Origin of the sequence: Falsiroseomonas oleicola, assembly GCF_019029495.1 — a bacterium.
GTDB classification, from domain to species: domain Bacteria; phylum Pseudomonadota; class Alphaproteobacteria; order Acetobacterales; family Acetobacteraceae; genus Falsiroseomonas; species Falsiroseomonas oleicola.
Genome location: NZ_JAERQM010000001.1, coordinates 318856 through 340039, shown reverse-complemented (window position 1 = coordinate 340039; position 21184 = coordinate 318856). Strand labels below are relative to the sequence as shown.

Annotated in this window: 16 protein-coding genes; 6 read left to right on the top strand and 10 right to left on the bottom strand. The window is 69.8% G+C overall.

The genetic code is table 11. The features are described 5' to 3' along the window. Positions 1-151 precede the first annotated feature (151 nt). Positions 152-724, bottom strand: a complete 573-nt coding sequence (locus JJQ90_RS01665; protein WP_216872731.1) for a DUF924 family protein — start codon at positions 722-724, stop codon at positions 152-154. Beyond that, positions 721-3636: an FAD-binding and (Fe-S)-binding domain-containing protein gene (locus JJQ90_RS01660; protein ID WP_216872730.1), complete on the bottom strand. Its 2916-nt coding sequence runs from the start codon at positions 3634-3636 to the stop codon at positions 721-723. The genes JJQ90_RS01665 and JJQ90_RS01660 overlap by 4 nt, the downstream gene beginning before the upstream one ends. A 141-nt stretch (positions 3637-3777) precedes the next feature. Between JJQ90_RS01660 and JJQ90_RS01655 the strand changes: the two genes are divergently transcribed. From JJQ90_RS01655 to JJQ90_RS01640, 4 genes are all read left to right on the top strand, one after another. Beyond that, positions 3778-4962 carry a pyridoxal-phosphate-dependent aminotransferase family protein gene (locus JJQ90_RS01655; RefSeq protein ID WP_216872729.1) on the top strand — a complete coding sequence of 395 codons (1185 nt, stop codon included), beginning with the start codon at positions 3778-3780 and terminating at the stop codon, positions 4960-4962. Between the two features lie 108 nt (positions 4963-5070). Further along, the gene (locus JJQ90_RS01650) at positions 5071-6150 is read left to right on the top strand and encodes an SMP-30/gluconolactonase/LRE family protein (RefSeq protein ID WP_216872728.1); all 1080 of its coding nucleotides are present in this window, start codon (positions 5071-5073) and stop codon (positions 6148-6150) included. A gap of 153 nt (positions 6151-6303) precedes the next feature. Further along, a complete protein-coding gene (locus tag JJQ90_RS01645; protein WP_216872727.1) occupies positions 6304-7002 on the top strand; it encodes a glutathione S-transferase family protein in 699 nt (232 codons plus the stop codon). A 1-nt stretch (position 7003) separates the two neighbouring features. Then, complete coding sequence (locus tag JJQ90_RS01640; RefSeq protein ID WP_216872726.1) at positions 7004-7648, top strand: VOC family protein; 645 nt, start codon at positions 7004-7006, stop codon at positions 7646-7648. Between the two features lie 77 nt (positions 7649-7725). Here the strand turns inward: JJQ90_RS01640 and JJQ90_RS01635 are convergent, their stop codons facing one another. Further along, positions 7726-8337: a class I SAM-dependent methyltransferase gene (locus JJQ90_RS01635; RefSeq protein ID WP_216872725.1), complete on the bottom strand. Its 612-nt coding sequence runs from the start codon at positions 8335-8337 to the stop codon at positions 7726-7728. Positions 8338-8465: 128 nt separating this feature from the next. On the opposite strand from JJQ90_RS01635, the gene JJQ90_RS01630 reads away from it, so the two are divergent. Beyond that, positions 8466-9866 (top strand): PleD family two-component system response regulator, encoded by a 1401-nt coding sequence (locus tag JJQ90_RS01630; protein ID WP_216872724.1) that lies wholly within the window; start codon positions 8466-8468, stop codon positions 9864-9866. A 10-nt stretch (positions 9867-9876) separates the two neighbouring features. Here JJQ90_RS01630 and JJQ90_RS01625 read toward each other — a convergent pair whose 3' ends face one another. The 7 genes from JJQ90_RS01625 to JJQ90_RS01595 form a co-directional block, all read right to left on the bottom strand. Further along, positions 9877-11298 carry a S41 family peptidase gene (locus tag JJQ90_RS01625; RefSeq protein WP_216872723.1) on the bottom strand — a complete coding sequence of 474 codons (1422 nt, stop codon included), beginning with the start codon at positions 11296-11298 and terminating at the stop codon, positions 9877-9879. An 86-nt stretch (positions 11299-11384) separates the two neighbouring features. Continuing rightward, positions 11385-13538 (bottom strand): ribonuclease R, encoded by a 2154-nt coding sequence (rnr, locus tag JJQ90_RS01620; protein WP_230410298.1) that lies wholly within the window; start codon positions 13536-13538, stop codon positions 11385-11387. A 70-nt stretch (positions 13539-13608) separates the two neighbouring features. Continuing rightward, positions 13609-16401: a type I DNA topoisomerase gene (topA, locus tag JJQ90_RS01615; protein ID WP_216872721.1), complete on the bottom strand. Its 2793-nt coding sequence runs from the start codon at positions 16399-16401 to the stop codon at positions 13609-13611. A 49-nt stretch (positions 16402-16450) separates the two neighbouring features. Further along, positions 16451-17560, bottom strand: coding sequence for a DNA-processing protein DprA (dprA, locus tag JJQ90_RS01610; protein WP_216872720.1), 1110 nt, complete (start codon positions 17558-17560; stop codon positions 16451-16453). Position 17561: 1 nt separating this feature from the next. Further along, the gene (plsY, locus tag JJQ90_RS01605; RefSeq protein WP_329959343.1) at positions 17562-18152 is read right to left on the bottom strand and encodes a glycerol-3-phosphate 1-O-acyltransferase PlsY; all 591 of its coding nucleotides are present in this window, start codon (positions 18150-18152) and stop codon (positions 17562-17564) included. Next, positions 18149-19417, bottom strand: coding sequence for a dihydroorotase (gene pyrC / locus JJQ90_RS01600; protein ID WP_216872719.1), 1269 nt, complete (start codon positions 19415-19417; stop codon positions 18149-18151). The genes plsY and pyrC overlap by 4 nt, the downstream gene beginning before the upstream one ends. Positions 19418-19486: 69 nt before the next feature. After that, positions 19487-20038, bottom strand: coding sequence for a hypothetical protein (locus tag JJQ90_RS01595; RefSeq protein ID WP_216872718.1), 552 nt, complete (start codon positions 20036-20038; stop codon positions 19487-19489). A gap of 153 nt (positions 20039-20191) precedes the next feature. Here JJQ90_RS01595 and JJQ90_RS01590 point away from each other — a divergent pair, with 153 nt between their 5' ends. Further along, complete coding sequence (locus tag JJQ90_RS01590) at positions 20192-21172, top strand: Bug family tripartite tricarboxylate transporter substrate binding protein (RefSeq protein WP_216872717.1); 981 nt, start codon at positions 20192-20194, stop codon at positions 21170-21172. Positions 21173-21184 lie beyond the last annotated feature (12 nt).

The window sequence follows — 21184 nt, the reverse complement described above, 5'->3', positions numbered from 1 at the left end:
GGAGAGGGGCCGGAGGGACCGCTGAACATGCGGTACCGCTGGCCCCTCTCCATTTCCCTTCAAGGTCCTGAGGTCCAGGAGGCCACTGCCTCCTGGCGGGGAGGGTGCGGGAGGGGCAGCGCCCCTCCTGCAATTCACCCAGTGCCGTCCCTCAGAACCCCCCGCCCGCGTCGAGCCAGGCTTGTTCGGCGGGTGTGGAGGGGCGGCCGAGGGGGGTGTTGCGGTGGGGGTAGCGGCCGAAGCGTTGGATGACGATGCGGTGGCGCCAGGCGTAGTCGATGACGCCGTTGGGGGCGGCCATGGCGGGGTGGTCGCGCAGGCCTTCGAAGAGGGCGACGGACAGGTTCTGGTCGGCCATGGCTTCGCTGTGTTCGAAGGGGAGGTAGAGGAAGCTGCGTTGGGTGGGGGTGACGGCGAGGTCGAAGCGGCGGGTGAGGACGGTCTGGCGGGCGATGGTGAGGGCGTGGGAGTCGCTGGCGAAGGCGTCGGCGTGGCCGCGGTGCAGGTTGCGGGGGAACTGGTCGAGGATGAGGAGGAGGGCGAGGGCGCCGTCCGGGGTTTCGGCCCAGGAATCAAGGGCGCCTTCGCGGGCCGGGACCAGCAGGTCGCCGAACTGGGCGCGGATGCTGGCGTCGAAGGCGTCATCCTTGAGGAACCAGGCCTTGCGGGCGGTGTCGGGGCCTTCGGAGAACCAGAAGGCGAGGATGTCTTGGGGCTGGGTCATGCCAGGGACATGTCGAGAAGTCGGATGGAGTGCAAGGCCGGGCGCTTTGCCAGGTCGGTGATCTGGTGGCGACAGGATGTGCCGTCGGCGACGATCAGCGCCGTCGGCGCGGTGCGCCGGATGTGGGGGAGGAGGGAAAGCTCGGCCATGGCGATGGAGGTTGGCAGCTTTTCCGCATCATAGCCGAAGGCGCCGGCCATGCCGCAGCAGGCGGAGGTGATGGGCGTCACCTTCAGGCCGGGGATGCGGGTGAGGGTGGCGACCGCGGCGGGGAAGTCGCCGACGGCCTTCTGGTGGCAGTGGCCGTGGATATGCGCCTCGGCGCCGATGGATTTCAGCTTCAGCGGCGCCTTGGTCTTTGTGAGCCATTCGGAGACGAGCATCGCGCGGGCGGCCAGTTTCTGGGCCGGCTCGCCGGGGAGCAGAGACAAAAATTCGTCGCGCAGCGTGAGCAGGCAGGAGGGTTCCAGGCCGAGCACGGGGCTGTCCCAGGCGGACAGGGCCGTGAGGGTGCGGCGGGCTTCGGCGCGGGCCTGCTCGACCATGCCGGCAGCGAGGTAGGTGCGGCCGTCATCCAGCGGACGAGATCCGCGCGGCGGGCGGGCCACGGCCGGATCGGCGCCGGCGGCGCGCAGGACGCGGATGGCAGCTCGTAGATTCTCGGGCTCGAAGTAGCGGTTGAAGAGGTCGGGCAGCAGGATGACTTCGTTCGCGCGGCCATCGGGGGCGCGCAGTTCGGCATCGTGGAAGGCATCGCTGCGGAAGCGGGGCAGGGTGCGGCCGGCGGCGAGGCCGGTGAGGCGCTCCGTCAGCTTTGCCATGCCGGGGATCAGGTCGCGCGCGTTGAACAGGATGGGCGCGATCGCGGCGAAGGGGGCCCAGCGTGGCATCTCGGCGATCAGCCGGTCGCGCAGGGCCACGCCGCGCGCGCGGCTGCGGGCATGGGCGGCCTCGATCTTCATCTTGGCCATGTCCACGCCGGTCGGGCATTCCCGCTTGCAGGCCTTGCAGCCGACGCAGAGGGACATGGCTTCCGCGACGTCATCGGAGGCCAGGCCCTCGGGGCCGAGTTGCCCGGTCAGCGCAAGGCGCAGCGTGTTCGCGCGGCCGCGCGTCAGGTGCTGTTCCTGGCGCGTGGCGCGGTAGGAGGGGCACATGGAGCCGGCGTCGAATTTCCGGCAAGTGCCGTTGTTGTTGCACATCTCGACGGCGCCCAGCAGGCCGCCCTGCGGGCCCGGCCAGGCGGACCAGTCGAGCGAGGGCGTCACGCCAGGATCGGCCGCATAGTCGGGGCCGTAGCGGAACAGCGTCCGATCATCCATGCGCGGCGGATGCACGACGCGGTTGGGGTTCAGCAGGCCGTGCGGCAGCTCGGCGGTCCCCGGATCGAAGGCCTCCTTCACCGCTTCGAAGGCTTTGACGATGCGGGCGCCGAACATGGGTTCGTGGAATTCGGAACGCACGATGCCGTCGCCATGCTCGCCCGAATGCGAGCCCTTGTATTCACGGACGAGCGCGAAGCACTCCTCCGCGATGGCGCGCATCTTCGTGACGTCCTCGCCCGACTTCATGTTCAGCACGGGGCGCACATGCAGGCAGCCGACGCTGGCATGGGCGTACCAGGTGCCCTTGGTGCCGTATTTGGCAAAGACGTCGTTCAGGCGCTCGGTGTAGTCGGCCAGGTCCTCGAGCGGGACGGCGCAATCCTCGATGAAGGAGACGGGTTTGCCGTCGCCCTTCATGCTCATCATGATGTTGAGGCCGGCCTCGCGCACTTCGGCCACGCGCGCCTGGAAGCCGGCATCGGTGATGCGCACCACCTGGCCGGGCAGGCCGAGGGCGCCCATCATTTCCTCCAGCCGGTCCAGGCCCTGCAGCAGGGTCGCGTCGTCATGGCCGTGGAATTCCACGATCAGCAGGCTGTCCGGCTCGCCGATGACGATCTGGTCGATGGTGTCGCGGTAGATCGGGATGGAACGGCCGAGGTCGATCATGGTGCGGTCCACCAGCTCGACCGCCTCCGGGTTCAGCGTTACCAGATGCTGCGAGGCCGCCATCGCCTGGCGGAAGGACGGAAACTGGCAGATCCCCAAAACCTTGCGCGGCTTGATCGGCCAGAGCTTCAGGTCGAGGGACGCCGAGAAGGCCAGCGTGCCCTCGCTGCCCACCAGCAGCCGCGCCAGGCTGCCGCGGCCGGCAGCGCGGCCCTCGGGGGTCAGCGCATCCAGGTTGTAGCCGCCGACGCGGCGGAGCTGGGTCGGGAATCGCGCCGCGATCTCCTCCGCCTCCCGCGCCCCGATCGCGCGCAGCTTTGCCACCAGGTCGGCGACGGAGCCGGGCACGTCGGGGCCGAGGTTTTCGGGAATGTCGCCAAAGCGGAAGCGCGTGCCATCCGCCAGCAGCGCATCGATGGCGCGGACATTGTCGGCCATCAGCCCGTAGCGGATTGATTTCGAGCCGCAGGAATTGTTCCCCGCCATGCCGCCGATGGTGCAGCGCTGCCAGGTGGAAGGATCGACGGGATAAAACTGCTTCGTCGCCTTCAGCGCTTCGTTCAGCGCGCCGAGGGTGATGCCGGGCTCGACCGTCGCGGTGTCGCCCTCCACCTTCAGCACCCGGCGCAGATGCGGCGTGCAGTCCAGCACCAGCGCGCGGTTCACCGTCTGGCCGCACTGGCTGGTGCCGCCGCCGCGCGGCAGCACTGGCACGCCTTCCTCCCGGCAGATCGCCATGGCGGCCGCCACATCCGCCAGGCTGCGCGGCACCAGCACGCCGATCGGCATCTGCTGGTAGATCGAGGCATCGGTGGCATAGCGGCCGCGGTCGCCGGCGGAGAACAACACCTCCCCCTCCGTCTCCCGCTTCAGGCGCTGCGCGAGGCGGCTGTCGGCGATTCCGGTGCTGGCATTCATGCGGCGTCTCCCATGCCCACGATGTAGCGCGGGTTGGCACGGCTGTCCGATCTATAACGCTTATCAATTCCACAAGGGTTACTCATTGGCGGCAGGCAATGCTGGGGGTTAGATGGACCCAACCGAGGGAGCCCCACCGCCATGGCCTATTTCCAGTCCAAGCCGAATTCCGGTCGCCATTTCCTGCAGATTCCCGGGCCCTCCAACGTGCCGGACCGCATCCTGCGCGCCATGGACCACCCGACCATGGACCATCGCGGCCCGGATTTCGGCAAGCTCGGCGCCCAGGTGCTGGAGAAGGCCAAGGCCATCTTCAAGACCAAGTCCCACGTGGTGATCTATCCCGCTTCCGGAACGGGGGCGTGGGAAGCGGCGCTGGTCAACACCCTCTCCCCCGGCGACCGCGTGGTGATGTGCGAGACCGGCTGGTTCGCGCATCTGTGGAACGAGATGGCGGAGCGCCTCGGCATCGTGGCCGACTTCGTGAAGACCGACTGGCGCCGCGGCGCCGATGTGGAGGCCATCGAGCGCAAGCTGCGCGACGACAAGTCCCACGCCATCAAGGCCGTCTGCGTCGTCCACAACGAGACCAGCACCGGCGCCACCTCGCGGATCAGCGAAGTCCGCGCCGCCATGGATGCCGCCGGCCACCCCGCTCTGCTGCTGGTGGACACGATCTCCGGCCTCGGCTCGATGGACTACCGGCATGACGAATGGGGCGTGGATGTCACCGTCTCCGGCAGCCAGAAGGGGCTGATGCTGCCGCCGGGCCTGTCCTTCAACGCGATCAGCGCCAAGGCGATCGAGGCCAGCAAGACCGCAAAACTGACGCGTAGCTTCTGGGACTGGAAGCCGATGCTGGCGTCGAACGCCACCGGCTACTTCCCCTACACGCCGGCGACCAACATGCTCTACGCCTTCGACACCGCCTGCGACATGCTGCTGGAGGAAGGCCTCGACAACGTCTTTGCGCGCCACGACCGGATGGCGGAAGCGACGCGGCGCGCCGTGCGGCATTGGGGGCTGGAGGTGCAGTGCCAGGACCCGCGGCACTATTCCTCCGTTCTCACGGCGGTGCGGCTGCCGGAGGGGCACAGCGCCAATGCGCTGCGCGCGACCATCCTGGAAAAGTTCAACATGTCGCTCGGCAATGGGCTCGGCCAGTTGAACGACCGCGTCTTCCGCATCGGCCATCTCGGCGACATCTCGCCCTTGCAGCTGGTGGGCGCGCTGGGCGGCGTGGAGATGGGGCTGCGCGCGGCCGGCGTGCCGCATCAGGCGGGCGGCGTGCAGGTGGCGATGGACTATCTCGGCGGCAACGCCTGACGGCGAGCGATCATCACGCCTTCGGGATGATGCACGCGGGGGTTGCGCGCCCGTAGCGACCGCATGCCATCCTCCGATCGCCCGAACAGGGCCAATGGAGGAAACAGCATGAAGCCTCTCCCCGATCCGTCGCGCCGCGCCCTGCTCGGCGCGGCGGCCGCGCTGGCCGCGGCACCCGCCTTGGCGCAGCGCAGCTATGGCCCCAACGCCCCGCCGCAGCGCTACCCCGACCCCGACATCATCGCCATCGACCCGCGCCGCTTCACGGCGAAGCTGGGGAATTCCGCGATCACCCGGCTGCACACCGGCATGGGCTGGGCCGAGGGTCCCGCCTGGCACGCGACGGGACGATTCCTGATCTGGTCGGACATCCCCAACGACGAATGCCTGCGGCTGGTGGAGGAGGACCTGACCACCCATCGCCGCTTCCGCAGCCCCTCCGGCTATTCCAACGGCAACACCTTTGATCGCGAGGGGCGCCAGATTGCCTTTCGGCATTTCCACCGCGACGTGGTGCGCTACGAGCCCGATGGCCGCATGACGGTGCTGGCCGATCGTGGCCCCGACGGCGCCTTCAACGCGCCGAATGACGGCGTGGTCCACCCCGAGGATGGCGCGCTGTGGTTCACCGACCCAGGCTATGGTGGGCTGATGGATTACGAGGGCAACCGCGTGCCCGAATCCGCCCGCTCCCCGCGCCCCTTCATCAAGGAGGCGATCTATCGGATCGACGCGCAATCCGGCCAGGTGGCGAAGGTGGCGGATGATGTGTTCAAGCCCAACGGCCTGTGCTTCTCGCCCGACTATCGCACCCTGTATGTCGCCGATACCGGCCGCAGCCACTACCCCGACGCCGCCAGCCAGATCTGGGCCTATGAGGTGGACGGCCCCCGCCTGCGCAACCCGCGCCGCTTTGCGGAGATGACGCTGGAGGGCCGCACCGGCATGGTGGACGGCATCCGCTGCGACGAGGCGGGGAATGTCTGGGCCGCCATGGGCTGGGTGGGGGAGGGCTATGACGGGGTGCATGTCTTCGCCCCCGACGGCGCCCGCATCGGCCAGATCCGCCTGCCCGAGATCTGCGCCAATCTCTGCTTCGGCGGCGCCCGGCGGAACCGGCTGTTCATGTGCGCCAGCCAGTCGCTGTACATGGTGCCGGTGGAGACGCGCGGCGCGCATTTCTGCTGAGGCAAAGGCGCCGGCAAGGCCGGGCCGGGGCGTGTGGCCCCGGCCCGTCTTGCAACCGCGCCCCGGCAGGCCCACCCTGCCTGCAATGGATTGTGCGCGGGCCGCCCTTCGGGGAGGTCGCCGCGCCGCCACTTTGCATTCCGGGAGAAGCGCATGCCGATCGAGGTCTGGACCTGGCCGACGCCGAATGGCCACAAGGTGCATATCGCGCTGGAGGAACTCGGCCTGCCCTATACGGTCGTGCCGGTGAACATCGGGGCCGGTGAGCAGTTCAAGCCCGACTTCCTCGCCATCACGCCGAACCACCGCATCCCCGCCATCGTCGATCCGGACGGGCCGGGCGGCCAGCGCCTGACCCTGTTCGAATCGGGCGCCATCCTGATCTATCTGGCGGAGAAGACCGGCAAGCTGCTGCCGGCCGACCCCGCCGGGCGCTATCGCGCGCTGGAATGGCTGATGTTCCAGATGGGCGGCGTCGGGCCGATGTTCGGCCAGTACGGCCATTTCCACGCCTATGCGCCGGAACAGATTCCCTACGCCAAGGAACGCTACGCCAAGGAAGTCGGCCGCCTGCACCGGGTGCTCGACAAGCGCCTGTCCGATGCCGCCTATCTGGCCGGGGAGGAATATTCCATCGCCGACATCGCCACCTTCCCCTGGATCCGCAATCCGGAGCGACGGAACATCGACCTGGCCGACTACCCCAACGTGAAGCGCTGGCACGATGCCATCGCGGCGCGGCCGGCGGTGCAGCGCGGCGTGCAGGTGCTGGCGCAGAACCAGCGTGTCGGATCGATGACGGAAAAGGAACGCGAAGTGCTGTTCGGCAATACCCAGTTCCAGGCCCGCTGAGATGGCCGAGATCGACCACATCGTCGTCGGCGCCCGCACGCTGGAGGAAGGTGCCGACTATATCGAGGCGCAGCTCGGCGTGCGCCCCACCAAGGGCGGCAGCCATCCCGGCATCGGCACGCACAACATGCTGCTCAGCCTGGGGCCGCAGCAGTATCTGGAGGTGATTGCCGTCGATCCGGGGCAGGAGACACCGCCGCATCCGCGCCCCTTCGACCTGGACGATGCCGGTGTGAGCATGATGCTGGAAGCCGGCCCGCGCCTGCTGGGCTGGGTGGCCCGCACGCCGGTGCTGGATGCCGTCGTCACCCGCCTCGGCGCCAGCCAGGCGGGCGAGGTGAAGGCCTGGTCCCGCGGTGAGCTGACCTGGCGCATGGCCATGCCGCCGCAGCGCCAGGACATGCGCAACCTGATCCCGTCACTGATCCAGTGGGATGACGGCAAGGGCGCGGCGCCGCGGCTGAAGAAATCCGGCTGCAAGCTGCTGGCCCTGGAGGCGGAGCATCCGGAGGCTGACCAGCTGCGTGAGCAGTTGCTCCAACGCGGGTTGGAGGACGCACTGAAGGTTCGCCGCAGCCCGCATCCGCGCCTGCTGGCGCGGATCGCTCGCCCGGACGGCGCCGAGGTCGCGCTGAGCAGCGGCTGATGCGGAAGCCCTGGAAGCCGGGTCCGGTTTCCAGGGCTTCGCAGGCGCCGCAAGCTCAGACATTGCGGCGCGCGCCACTACCGGGCAGGCTGGTAGCGCCAGACGCTGGCCGGGGGGAAGTTGAGGGGGGTCCAGACCTCCCTTTTCGCCGTCAGGCCCAGCTTGCGGTAAGGCAGCGGCGAGGTGATGCAGTAGGTGTACAGGAGAAATCCCTTGCCGGGGGCGACCGCCTCCACCGCCGAGACGAATCGCTGCTGGTCCGCCTGCGGCAACAACACCAGGGGAATCCCGCAGATCGCCGTGCCCACTTTCCCATGCATCGCCGCCGGCAGCGCCTTCGCCAGTTCGAAGGCGTCACCCTGGATGACGTTCACCCCCGGCAGCGATGCGCGGAGGTGCTCGGCCATGTCGCGCACAATCTCGACCACCACCAGCTTCTCCGGCGGCACGCCGGCGGCGAGGAGGGCGCGGGAAATCACGCCCGTGCCGGCGCCGAGTTCCACCACCACCTCATCGTCCTTCCGTTCGACCAGGGCCGCGATTCGCCGGCACAGCGTGTCCGAGGACGGGATGATGGAGCCCATCTGCAAGGGGTTTGCCAGCCAGCGCTTGAAGAACAGGCTTGAATTGGCGACCTCCCGATGCGCAGCGGTGGGCAGGCCTGAATCGTCGCGTGCGATATCCGACATAGATTTCTCCTTGACAGATTTGTGACCATGTGCATCAGGCCAGCGTTGCAGCATCTAGACGGTTTGTTGTCGGGTCGCCAGACCATCGGCGCCAACCTCGTCGTGGCCAATGCCGGGGGTGTGGCCGGATGACCGCACGCATCCTGGTCGTGGACGACATCCAGGCGAATCTCCGTCTGCTCGAGATCAAGCTGCTGAACGAATATTACGAGGTGGCCATTGCCGCCTCGGGTCCCGAAGCGCTGACCACGGTGCAACGCTGGATGCCCGATGTCGTTCTTCTGGACGTCATGATGCCGGGCATGGATGGCTACGAGGTCTGCCGCCGGCTGAAGGCGCAGCCGGGTACCGCCCATATCCCTGTCGTCATGATCACCGCGCTGACCGACCCGGCGGAGCGGGTGCGGGGGCTGGAGGCGGGGGCGGATGACTTCCTGTCCAAGCCTGTCGACGACGCCACGCTCTTCGCCCGGCTGCGCGCCCTGCTGCGCATGAAGCAGGTGCTGGACGCCTGGCGGCTGCGGGCGGAGACCGCGCGCGACCTTGGGTTCGAACCCCCCCCGGGTCCGTCTCCCAGTGTCGCCGGCGCCCGCGCCCTGATCGTGAACGAGGATGCCGGGGAGGCGGAGGCCCTGGCCCTGGTGCTGGGTGCCGATGGCATCGAGGCGGCGCACTGCGCCGATCCGGGCGAATCCTGGGACATCCTGCAGGACGGCCTGCATGATGTGGTGCTGCTGAGCCTGTCGCTGGATGGCGGCGATGCGCTGCGCCTTGCCTCCCGCCTGCGCGCCCATGCCAGCACGCGGGACCTGCCGGTGCTGCTGGTCGCCGATCCGGGGCAGAAGAACCTGGTGCTGCGCGGCTTCGACCTCGGTGCCAATGACCATGTGATTCGCCCGGTCGATCCGAACGAGTTGCGTGCCCGGGTGCGTAATCAGATCCGTCGCAAGCGCTACCAGGAAAGGCTGCGCGCCGACCTGGACCGCAGCCTGGAAATGGCAGTGACCGATCCGCTGACCGGTTTGCGCAACCGAAGATATGTCCGGCGCCATCTGGAAGGTGTGTTGCGCAATTCCGGGGCGGCCTTGCTGCTGATGGATGTGGACCGCTTCAAGGCGGTGAACGACACCCATGGCCACGCCGCCGGTGACATCGTGCTGCGGGAGGTGGCGGAGCGTGTGCGCGGACATCTGCGCGCCGCCGACGTGGTCGCCCGCTATGGCGGGGAAGAATTCCTGGTGGTGATGTCCGGCGCGGCGACTGAGGATGGCATGCTGGTGGCCGAGCGACTGCGCACCGCCATCGCCAATGTACCGATCCTGGCGGAGGGCGTGCCGCTCAGCATCACCATGAGCATCGGCGTCGCGGCGGGCGGCATCGGCGCGCTGGCGGATGACGTGCTGAGCGCCGCCGACGCGGCGCTGTATCGCGGCAAGAACAATGGCCGCAACCGGGTGGAGGCGGCGGTGCCGGAGGATTGGCCCCCCACGGCGGAACAGGGCAAGCCGGCGGGCCGGAACAGCCGCTGATCGCGGTGATCTACGGAATCCGCACCGCCGTCGCATAGGCCTCCGGCGTTTCGATCAGGGCGCGCGCCGCCAACTGGTCGTCCTCCCGCCCTTCTGCCGGCGGACAGGCATTGCGCAAGGCCGTCATCTCGCTCGCCAGCACCGGCGCCCGGGCAGCGCGCTGGCGGGCCAGCGCCGCGCCCATCGGCGCCTGGCCCTGGCGAAGCTGCGCCAGCCCCTGTGCCACCACCTCCGGCCCCAGGCTGGTGCAGAGGGATGGCAGCACCCCGATGCCCTGGATCGGCCAGCCGGAGATCGCGACGATGCGCGACCATGTCACCAGGATCTCGGCGCCGTTGGGCAGCGGCGCCAGAAGCTGGATCAGGCCCTTGCCCATGGTGGCGCTGCCCACCACCACGGCACGGCCACGCTCCGCCAGGGCGGAGGCGACGATCTCGGCGGAGGAGGCGGTGCGGCCATCGACCAGCACCACCACGGGCCGGCCCTCCGCCAGGTCCTGCCCGCCGGCGGTGTAGCGGCGGTTGGCCTCCGGGTGCCGGCCTTCCGTGCGCATCACGTCGCCATCGGTCAGGAAGGCGTCGGCCACGGCCACCGCCTGGCTCAGCAACCCACCGCGATTGCCGCGCAGGTCAAGCACCACGCCGCGCGGCGCGCCTTCGGCGAAGCCATCCCGCAGCACCTGGGTTAGGCGCCTGTCGGTCACGGCGGAGAAACCGGTCAGGCGGACATAGAGAATGTTCTGGCCCAACTCGGCCGTGACCGTTTCCGGCACCACCCTTTCCCGGACCAGGGTCACCACGCGCCGGCGGTTGCCGCGCATCAGGGTCAGCGTCACCTCGCTGCCCTCCGGCCCTTCCAGCAGGGTGGCGGCGAGGCCGGGGTCGCGTGGGCCGAGGCGGCGCCCTTCCACGGCCAGCAGCCGGTCCCCGGCGCGGATGCCGGCCGCGGCCGCCGGCCCATCCCGGGTGATTTCGTCGATCACCAGGGCATTGCGCTGCGCCGCGACGCGCAGGCCGAGGCCGGACTGCCCGACCCGCCTTTCGCGCGCCATACGCGCATCCTCGGCGGAGACGTAGCGGCTATAGGGATCGAGGTGGTTGAACAGCTCGTCGAAGCCTGAGGCGAGCAACCGTTCCGCCCCGGCCCGGCGCAAGGCCGGTGAGTCGCGCCAGGCGGCGGTGTAGAGCCCGTCCAGCGCCTCCGCCACCGCGGCACCGAGAACCGCTGGCGACGTGCCGCTGGCCAGCGGTGCCAGCGGCGTGCCGGCCAGGACACGGTCCTCGCCCAGCAGCAGGATGCGGTCGGCGCGTATTTCGGCGTTGAAGCGCGTGTCCAGCACGGTCAGGCCGCGCAGCGACCACAGCACGAGGTTGGCAGGGCTCACCGGTTCCAGATGCCGTTCCAGGATCAGCCGATGGCTGGGCAGCAGCACCGCGCGCAGCGCGCTGGTATCGACCGTCGCCGCCTGCTCCGCCCTGGCACCGCTGGCCCCGGCGAACAGGAGCGGGGACAGCAGGATCAGCGCCGTTCGCGCACCTTTGCGGAGCGCCGCGCGGAGGATTGCGCGCGCGGATCGCCCTGCATGATGGCGAAGACCATCCCGCCGGTGCGTGGAACAGCCTCCGTCAGCCTCACCTCGACCGCTTGGCCCAGGGAGAAGGTCAGCCTCGTCTTGCGGCCGGACATCGCATGCCCTGCCTGATCCAACTGCCATTTGTCGTCCGGCAAGGTCGCGAGGGGAACAATTCCGCTGGCGCCGTTCTCCTGCACGGTGACGAACAGGCCGAAGCGTGTCACCCCGGAAATCCGTGCCTCGAACACTTCTCCCAGACGTGTTGCCATGAAAGCAGCAAGATAGCGTTCGATGGCGTCTCGTTCCGCCATCGCCGCCCGTCTTTCGGTCTGGGTGATGTGCTCCCCGGTGTCCGGGAAGCGTGCGATCTCCGCCGGTTGCAGCCCATCCGTGCCCCAGGCGAGGCCGGCGATCAGCGCGCGATGCACCAGCAGGTCAGCATAGCGGCGAATCGGGCTGGTGAAATGCGCGTAGCGGGCCAGGGCAAGTCCGAAATGGCCGATATTGTCGGGGCTGTATTCAGCCTGGGACTGGCCGCGCAGCACCGCCTCATGCACCAGCCGCGCCTCCGGCCGGTCCTTCACCGCCGCCAGGATTCCGGCGAAGTCGCGCGGATGCAGGCGGTCGCGGGCGGGCAGTTGCAGTTCCAGCGACTCGAGAAACTGCCGCAGCCCTTCCAGCTTGGCGTCGGAGGGGCGGTCATGGATCCGGTACATGCAGGGCTGGCCCAGCCGTTCCAGCTCCTCCGCCGCGCAGACATTGGCGGCGACCATGAATTCCTCGATCAGCCGGTGCGAATCGCGCCGCTCCCGCGGGCGGATATCCGTGACCTCGCCGGCCTCGTCCAGGATCACGCGGCGCTCGGGCATGTCGAGCTCCAGCGTGCCGCGCCGGTCGCGTTCGGTGAGCAACGCGCTGAAGGCGCCGTAGAGATGGCCCAGCAGATCGTCCGGCACGCCTTCCAGCCCGCCGCCCTCGTCCCGCGCCGTCTGCACCTGGTCATAGGTCAGCCGCGCGGCGCTGCGCATCAGTCCGCGGCCGAAGCGGTGGCGCTGCTTTCGGCCGGCGGCGTCGATGTGGAATTCGACGAAGAGGCAGCCCCGATTCTCGCCCGGGCGCAGGCTGCACCAGCCATTCGATAGCGCCTCCGGCAGCATCGGCACGACGCGGTCGGGGAAATAGACCGAATTGCCGCGTGCCCAGGCCTCGCGGTCCAGCGCGCTGTCGGTCGGTACGTAATGCGCGACGTCGGCGATGGCGACGAGGCAGCGCCAGCCATCGCCATCCGGCTCGGCCCAGACGGCATCGTCGAAATCCCGCGCATCCTCGCCATCGATGGTGACCAAAGGGAGGGCGGTCAGGTCCTCCCGCCCCTTCAGCCCAACCTCGCGCGCCCGCTCCGCCTCCTCCAGCGCCTCGGCGGGGAAGATGTCGGGGATGCCATGGGCGTGGATGCAGATCAGCGAGACGGAGCGCGCCTCCCCCATGCGGCCCAGCACTTCCACAATCCGCACCAGGCCGGGGCCGAGGACATGGTGGCGGGGCAGGGGCTCGGCGAGGACGATGTCGCCGGGGCGGGCGCCGTTCAGCCCATCGGAGGCGACGCGCCATTCGCCCTTCTGCCGCCGGTCGGTGGGGATGATGCCGCCTTCCTCGAAGACGCCGAGGATGCGCGTGGGCACGCCGCGGCCGATGCGCTTGAAGGTGCGGCCCTCATATTTGTTGCCGCCGATGAATTTCAGCCGCGCCAGCACCCGCTCGCCGGGAGCCAGCGCCGGCTGCCCGGCGGCCTCGCGCTGCATATAGATGACGGGCGGCGGGCCGGCCGTGCTGTCCCATTGCAGGGGGCGGGCGATGGGGTCGCCATCGGGGTCGGTGCCGGTGACCTCCACCGGCGCCATATCCGGCAGGCGGTCGGGCGCGGCCAGGCCCTTGCGGCCGACGCCGGCCGCCTGGCCGGATTCCTTCAACTGCCGCAGCAATTCGCGCAGCGCCGGGCGCTGGTCGGTCGAGAGGCCGAAATGCCGCGAGATTTCGGTCTTGCCGACCCGGCCCGGCTGGTCGGCCAGAAAATCCCGCAGCGCGACCAGGCTTGGCAAAGGCGCGGTCCCCGTCGCCGGGGGCCTGCGCGCGGCATGGCCCTTGGGCGGCGGACCGCGCCGGACCATCTCAGCCGGCGGCCTTGCGCGCCGCCGGCTTTTTGGCCGCGGGCTTCGCGGCGGTCTTCGGCTTGGCCGCGGCCTTGGGCTTTGCCGCCGCCTTGGGCTTGGCGGTCGATGCGACAGCGGCCTTCGGCTTCGCGGGGGCCTTGGCCTTGGCGGAGGCCTTCACCTTCGGCGCGGCCTCCTCGCCCGCCGGGGCAGCGGCCTTCTTCGCCGGCGCCTTCTTCGCGCCCTTCTTGCCCTTGGTCAGCGGCGGCAGCTCCTTGCCCTTCTCGGCCAGCAGCTTCACCGCCTCCTCCAGCGTCACCGTGTCGAAATCCATGGTCCGCGGCATGGAGGCGACGCGGCTGCCATGCATGACGAAGGGCCCGAAGCGCCCGCGCCGCACATCGACATTGCCGCCGGAGGGATGATCCCCCAGCGCCCGCCCGCGCGGCTTCACATCCGCCAGCAACGCCATGGCGCGGTTCAGGCCGATGACCAGAACGTCGTCATCCGGGTCCAGCGACTTGAACAACTGCCCCATCTTCACATAGGGGCCGAAGCGCCCGATGGCCGCGACGATCTCCTCCGCCGTCTCCGGATGCACGCCGACGATGCGGGGCAGGGAGAGCAGCGCGAGGGCGCGTTCCAGCGTCAGCCCATCCGGGTCCATGCCCTTGGCCAGGCTGGCCCTGCGCGGTTTGACCTTTTTGCCCTTCTCGTCGAGGGTTTCCTCGCCGAGCTGGACGTAGAGGCCGTAGGGGCCGCGCCGCAGGCTGATGTTCTTGCCGGTCGCCGGATCGACGCCAAGCTCGCGCTGGCCCTCATTGAAGCCGGCGGCGCCATCGGCCTCCGCCCCCGGCGCGACCAGGGGCCGGGTGTAGCGGCATTCGGGATAGTTGGAGCAGCCGATGAAGGCGCCCGTCCGTCCCAGCCGCAGGCCCAGCCGGCCGCCGGAACAGGCCGGGCAGCCGCGCGGGTCCACGCCATCGGCGCGGGCGGGGAAGAAGTGGGGGCCCAGATCCTCGTCCAGCGCGTCGATGACGTCGCTGATGGTCAGCTCGCTGGTCGAGGAGATGGCCTTGGAGAAGTCCTCCCAGAAGGCGCGCATCACCGCGCGCCAATCGGCCCGGCCGCCCGAGATATCGTCCAGCTTCTCCTCGAGCCCGGCGGTGAAGCCGGTATCGACATAGCGTTCGAAGAAGGCGACCAGGAAGGCGGTGACCAGCCGGCCGCGGTCCTCCGGCACGAAGCGCCGCTTGTCCAGCTTCACATAGTCCCGGTCCTGCAGGACCTGGAGGATCGAGGCATAGGTGGAGGGCCGGCCGATCCCCAGCTCCTCCAGCCGCTTGACCAGTGTCGCTTCGGAGAAACGCGGCGGCGGCTGGGTGAAATGCTGGCTGGCGGTGACGGGGCCGGACTTTGCCGCATCCCCCTCTCGCATCGGCGGCAGCGTCTTGCTCTCGTCGTCGGGTTCCGGCCCGGCAGTGGCGATACCGGCGCGCGCATCGGCCGCGCGGTCGTCCTCATCCTCCCGGTACAGGCGCAGGAAGCCGTCGAAGGCGATGACGGAGCCGGTGGCGCGCAGCTTGGTCTTGCCCGAGGGCTCCACCAGCTCCACCGCCGTCTGGTCGATCTCAGCAGATTGCATCTGGCTGGCGACGGCGCGCTTCCAGATCAGCTCATAGAGCTTGCGCTGCCGGTCATCGAGAAAGCGGGCCACCTGTTCCGGCGTGCGGGAGACGTCCGTTGGGCGAATGGCTTCGTGCGCCTCCTGGGCGTTCTTGGCCTTGGAGGAGTATTCGCGCGGCGCGCCCGGTACGTAGTTGTCGCCAAAGGCCTCCTTCACATGGTCGCGGATGGCGAACATCGCCTCCCGCGCCATCTGCACGCCGTCGGTTCGCATATAGGTGATGAGGCCGACGGTCTCGCCGCCGATATCGGTGCCCTCATACAGCTGCTGCGCCACCCGCATCGCCGCCTGCGCGCCCATGCCCAGCTTGCGGGACGCCTCCATCTGCAGGGTGGAGGTGGTGAAGGGCGGTGGCGGGTTTCGCTTGGTGCGGCGCTTCTCGACGGAAGCCACGCTGAACTTGCCCGCCTCGACCGCGGCCTTGGCGGCCATCGCGGTCGCCTCGTTCGGCAGGTCGAACTGATCGAGCTTCCTGCCCTCATGATGGGTCAGGCGGGCGGAGAAGCCGGCGCCGGAGGGGGTCGCGAAACGGCCTTCCACCGTCCAGTATTCGCGCGCCCGGAAGGCTTCGATCTCGGCTTCGCGCTCGCAGATCAGGCGCAGGGCAACCGACTGCACCCGGCCGGCGGAGCGGCTGCCGGGCAGCTTTCGCCACAGCACGGGCGAGAGGTTGAAGCCCACCAGATAGTCCAGCGCGCGGCGTGCCAGATAGGCGTCGATCAGCGGCACATCGAGGTCGCGCGGATGCGCCACGGCGTATTGCACGGCGCGCTTGGTGATCTCGTTGAAGGTGATGCGATGCACCTCGACGCCCTTGAGGACGCCGCGGCGGGCCAGCATGTCCTTCACATGCCAGGAAATCGCCTCCCCTTCCCGGTCCGGGTCGGTGGCCAGGAACAGGCGGCGGGCGCCCTTCAGGGACTTGGCGATGGCGGCAACCTGACGGTCGCCCCGCTCATCCGCTTCCCAGTCCATGGCGAAATCCTCATCCGGCCGGACGCTGCCATCCTTGGCGGGCAGGTCGCGGACATGGCCGAAGGAGGCGAGGACGGTGAAGTCGTCGCCGAGGTACTTGTTGATGGTCTTGGCCTTTGCGGGGCTCTCGACCACGACGACATCAGGCATCTTTATCTGTTCGCCTTCGCGCGCTTTTCCCGCCCGAAATTCCGTGCGGTCACGTAACCGACCGGACGACCCGGTTGCCAGGCAGGGTTTCCACCAGCCCCGACAACTCCAGGTCAAGCAGGATCGCCTGGATGGATGGCGCTGATAGCTGGCAGCGGCGGACCAGATCGTCAACGGCAACCGGTGTCGTGCCAATCAACTCAAGCACTTGTCCCACCGATTCCGGCGGTGGCGCGGCCGCTGGGGCGGGTGCAGTTATTTTATCCGCAAGCGGGGCCAGGCTGAAAAGCGGCAGGACCAGCGGCTGGGCGGGCAGGTTGGCCAGCACATCCTCCGCCGTTTCGGTCAGATGAGCGCCCTGGCGAATCAGATCATTGCCACCCCGTGCCCGCGGGTCCAGCGGGTTGCCGGGCACCGCGAACAGCTCCCGCCCGGCTTCCAGGGCCAGGCGGGCGGTGATGAGGCTGCCGGACCGCTGCGCCGCTTCCACGACCACCAGCCCCAGCACCAGCCCGGCGACGATGCGGTTGCGGCGGGGGAAGTGGCGGGCTTGGGGCGCGGTGCCGAGCGGCGCCTCACTGACCACCACCCCGCCCTCGGCCGCGATGCGGCCCTGAAGCGCGGCATTCTCCGGCGGATAGGGCATGTCGAGCCCGCCGGCGACCACGGCCACCGTGCGGCCCTGCACATTCAGCGCGCCCAGATGCGCCGCCGCGTCGATTCCCCTGGCGAGGCCAGAGGTGACGGCGATGCCGGCCGAACACAGCCCCGCCGCCAACTCCTCCGCCACCCGCCGCCCGGCGGCGGAGGCGGCGCGGGCGCCGACCACGCCGACCTGGCGGCGGCGCAGCACCTCGGGCGGTCCCAGCAGGGCCAGGACGGGCGGCGCATCCTCCAGCAAGGCGAGCAGCGGCGGGTAGCCCTGGTCATCCAGGAACAGGAAGCTGCCGCCCATCCGGGCCACCGCCTCCATCTCCCGCGCCACGGCGTCCCGCGGGGGCGCTGTGAAGCTGCGGCCGCTGCGGGCGGCGTGCTGGGGCAGGGCGGCCATGGCAGCCTCCGCATTGCCGTGGCGTGCGATCAGACGGCGGAATGTTGCAGGACCGATGCCGTCGGTGCGCGCGAGGCTGAGCCGCGCCAGGGCCTCCGCCGGGCGCATCTCAGGCCTTGCGGCCGATCTTGGGTTCGGTGCCGGCGATCAGGCGGCGGATATTGGCGTGGTGGCGGATGGCGATCAGCAGGGCCACGCCCAGGCAGAAGCCGGCCAGCCGCCAGTCGCCCGACAGCGCCGCCACGACCGGCGCCAGGGCGCAGACGGTCAGCGCGCTGAGCGAGGAGATGCGCGTCAGCACCGCCATGGCCAGCCAGACGCCCAGCAGCAGCAGGCCAAGGCCGGGCTGGGCGGCGAGAATGACGCCAGCCCCCGTGGCCACGCCCTTGCCGCCCCGAAAACCGAGCCAGATGGGAAAGGTGTGCCCCAGCAGCGCGCAGAAGCCCGCCAGCAGCGCCGCATCCTCGCCAAAAATCCAGCGGGCCAGCAGCAGGGCCACGGCGCCCTTCGCCGCATCCAGCAGCAGCGTTGCCGCCGCCAGCTTCTTGTTGCCGGTGCGCAGCACATTGGTGGCGCCGATGCTGCCGGAGCCGATGGCGCGCACATCGCCCAGCCCGGCCGCCTTGGTCAGCAGCAGCCCATAGGGCACGGAGCCCAGCAGATAGCCCAGCGCCGCGGCGATCAGCAGGCCGGTATTCACCCGAACACCCTCCGCCCGGCTTTCCAGGTGCCGAGCACACGGCCCTCCAGCGCCCGCCCGTCGAAGGGCGTGTTCTGGGCCTTGCCGGGCAGCTTTCCGGAATGGACCTGCCAGCCGCGTTCCAGGCTGAACAGCACCAGGTCGGCCGGCGCACCCTTCTTCAGCACGCCGCTGTCCAGCCCCAGCAGCGCCGCGGGCCTGGCCGTCATCAGGCCGAGCGCCTCCAGCAGGCCCAGCCTGCCGCCATGCACCTGCGCCAGCGTCACCGCCAGCAGCGTGGCGAGGCCGGTGCCGCCGGGCTCGGCCTGGGCGAAGGGCAGGCGCTTGTCGTCGGCATCATGCGGCTGGTGGTCGGAGGCCACGGCATCGATGGTGCCATCCGCCAGCGCTGCCACCACCGCCAGCCGGTCGGCCTCCACGCGTAGGGGTGGGGAGAGCTTGGCATAGGTGCGGTATTCGCCGATCGCCGTCTCGTTCAGGTCGAAATAGGGCGGCGCCGTGTCGCAGGTGACGCGCAACCCCTCCGCCTTGGCGCGCCGGATCGCCTCCAGCGCCGCGGCGGTGCTGACATGGGCGAAGTGGACATGGCCGCCAGTCAACCGGGCCAGCGCGATGTCGCGCTCCACCATCATCGATTCGGCGGCGGGCGGAATGCCGGCCAGGCCCATGCGGGTGGCGCGCTCGCCCTCGGTCGCGGCACCGCCGCCGGCCAGGCTCGGCTCCTCCGGGTGCTGCACGATGAAACTGCCGAAGGCGCGGGCATAGGACAGCGCCAGGCGCATCAGCCGCGCCGGGCCGATCGCCCGCCTGCCATCGGTGAAGGCAACCGCCCCCGCCTCCCGCAGCAGGCCGAACTCGGAAATATCCTTGCCGGCGCAGCCATGGGTGGCGGCGCCATAGGGCAGGATGGTCAGGCTGGCGCTCGCCTGCCGGGCCAGGAAGGCGACCAGCGCCGGGTCGTCGATGGCCGGCGTCGTGTCGGGCAGGGCGCAGAGGGTGGTGATGCCGCCCGCCGCCGCGGCCTGGGCGGCGGAGGCGATGGTCTCCCGGTGCTCGGCGCCCGGCTCGCCGAGGGCGGCACGCAGGTCGATCAGACCCGGGGCGAGGCAGGCACCGCCGGCATCCACCACCGTCGCGCCATCCGGCACGCCGAGGTTGCTGCCGTGGTCCAGGATGAGGCCATCGCGCACCAGCAGCGCGCCTGGCGCATCGAGGCCGGAGGCGGGGTCGATCAGGCGGGCATGGGTTATCAGGGTCTCGGCCATATCGCGCTTATAGCCCGCCGGCCGAGTCCCGCCATCGGGCGGCACGGGCCGGCATGCGATCTTCCATCGTCAGCTTGCCCTGTTTCTGTCCGGCCTGCGTCGGACGGTATTCAGCGGCGTGTGACTGCGGAAGAGCCGGTAGAGAAGTGGCGTGAGAAGGATGACGACCAGCGCCTCGATGAAGGGTGCGGGCCCGTAGGCCAGGGCGCTTTCCGGTGTCAGCCGGACGGGGTCGCGCCCATGGAGGCGGATCGCCAACCTGTCCCCTGCCTGCGGCGCGCGGCGCGCGAGGGCGCCATTCGCGGGGGCGATCATCGCGGCACGGATGGGGTGGGATGCGGCGCCGTGCAGATCGCGGCCATCGGGCAGCGCGACGTGCAGTTCCGCCCAGTAATCGGGGCCACCTTTGGCGGGCACGCTGCGGGGCTGTCCGACGATGACCGCCTCGGCCTGGATTCCGACGAGGCGGATCCAGGCGATCTCCATGCTCCGGCCCAGAAGTCCGACCGGCAGCGCGGCCAGCAGGATCGCCAGCACCGCCGACGGGGCGATCTTCATGAAACCGGATCGCCCAGGGAAGGGTGGACTGCCGGGCCTGTCCTCACGCAGCGCCTTGCCCATCGAGTGGTCCTGCCTCGTTATGCGGCACGGCATGCGGCCGGATGGACGATACCGAGGCGATCACGGCCTCGCCACAGCCCGGATGCGCTGATTGGGGCGATGGCGCGAAGGGCATCGTGGCATATGTTCCTGCGCCCTGGATGAGGTTCCCGAATGCGCCGCCGATCCCTCCTCGCCGTTCCCGCGGCCCTGCTCGCCGCCCCGGCCCAGACCGTCATGGCCCAGACCGATTGGCCGACCCGGCCGGTGCGGATCGTGGTGCCGTTCGCGGCCGGCGGCAGCACGGATGTCTCCACCCGCCTGCTGGCGCCGCGGGTGCAGCAGATTCTCGGCCAGCCGGTGGTGATCGAGAATCGGGGCGGGGCGGGGGGCACCATCGGCTCCGACGCCGTGGCCAAGGGGCCGCGGGATGGCTCGGTCTTCCTGATGGGCACCATCTCCACCCATGTGCTGGCCGTGGGGCTGTATGGTGATCGGCTGCCCTATGATCCGGAGCGGGATTTCGTGGCGGTGGCGCCGACCGTGATGGTGCCGATCTGCATCACGGTGCATCCCAGTATGGGCGTGAACGACCTGGCGGGGCTGATCGCGCTGCTGAAGGCCAATCCGGGGAAGTATGCCTATGGCACCGGCGGCGCCGGCGGGTCGGCGCATATCGGCGCGGTGGCTTTCCTGAACGCCATCGGGGCGGAGGCGACGCATGTGCCCTATCGCGGCAGCGCGCCGATGCTGGCGGATATGCTGGCCGGCCAGGTGACGCTGTGCTTCGACACACCGGCGCTGATCGCGCCGCATCACGCCGCCGGCAAGCTGCGCTGCCTGGCGGTGGCCACCGAGTCGCGTTCCGGCTTGATGCCCGATGTGCCAACGGCGGCGCAGGCGGGGCTGCCCGGCTACAAGGCCTATTCCTGGTTCGGCCTCTTCGCCCCGGCGGGGACTCCGGATGCGATCGTCACGAAGATGAACGGCGCGATCCGCACCGCCCTGCTGGACCCGGCCACCGCCGCCCGGCTGGTGGAGCAGGACCTGCCGCCGATCGCTGAGGGCAGTCCGGCCGAATTCGCTGCTTTCCTGCGGCGCGAACTGGCCGAATGGGTGCCCGTGGTACGCGCCAGCGGCGCCACGGCGAACTGATGCACCCAATCA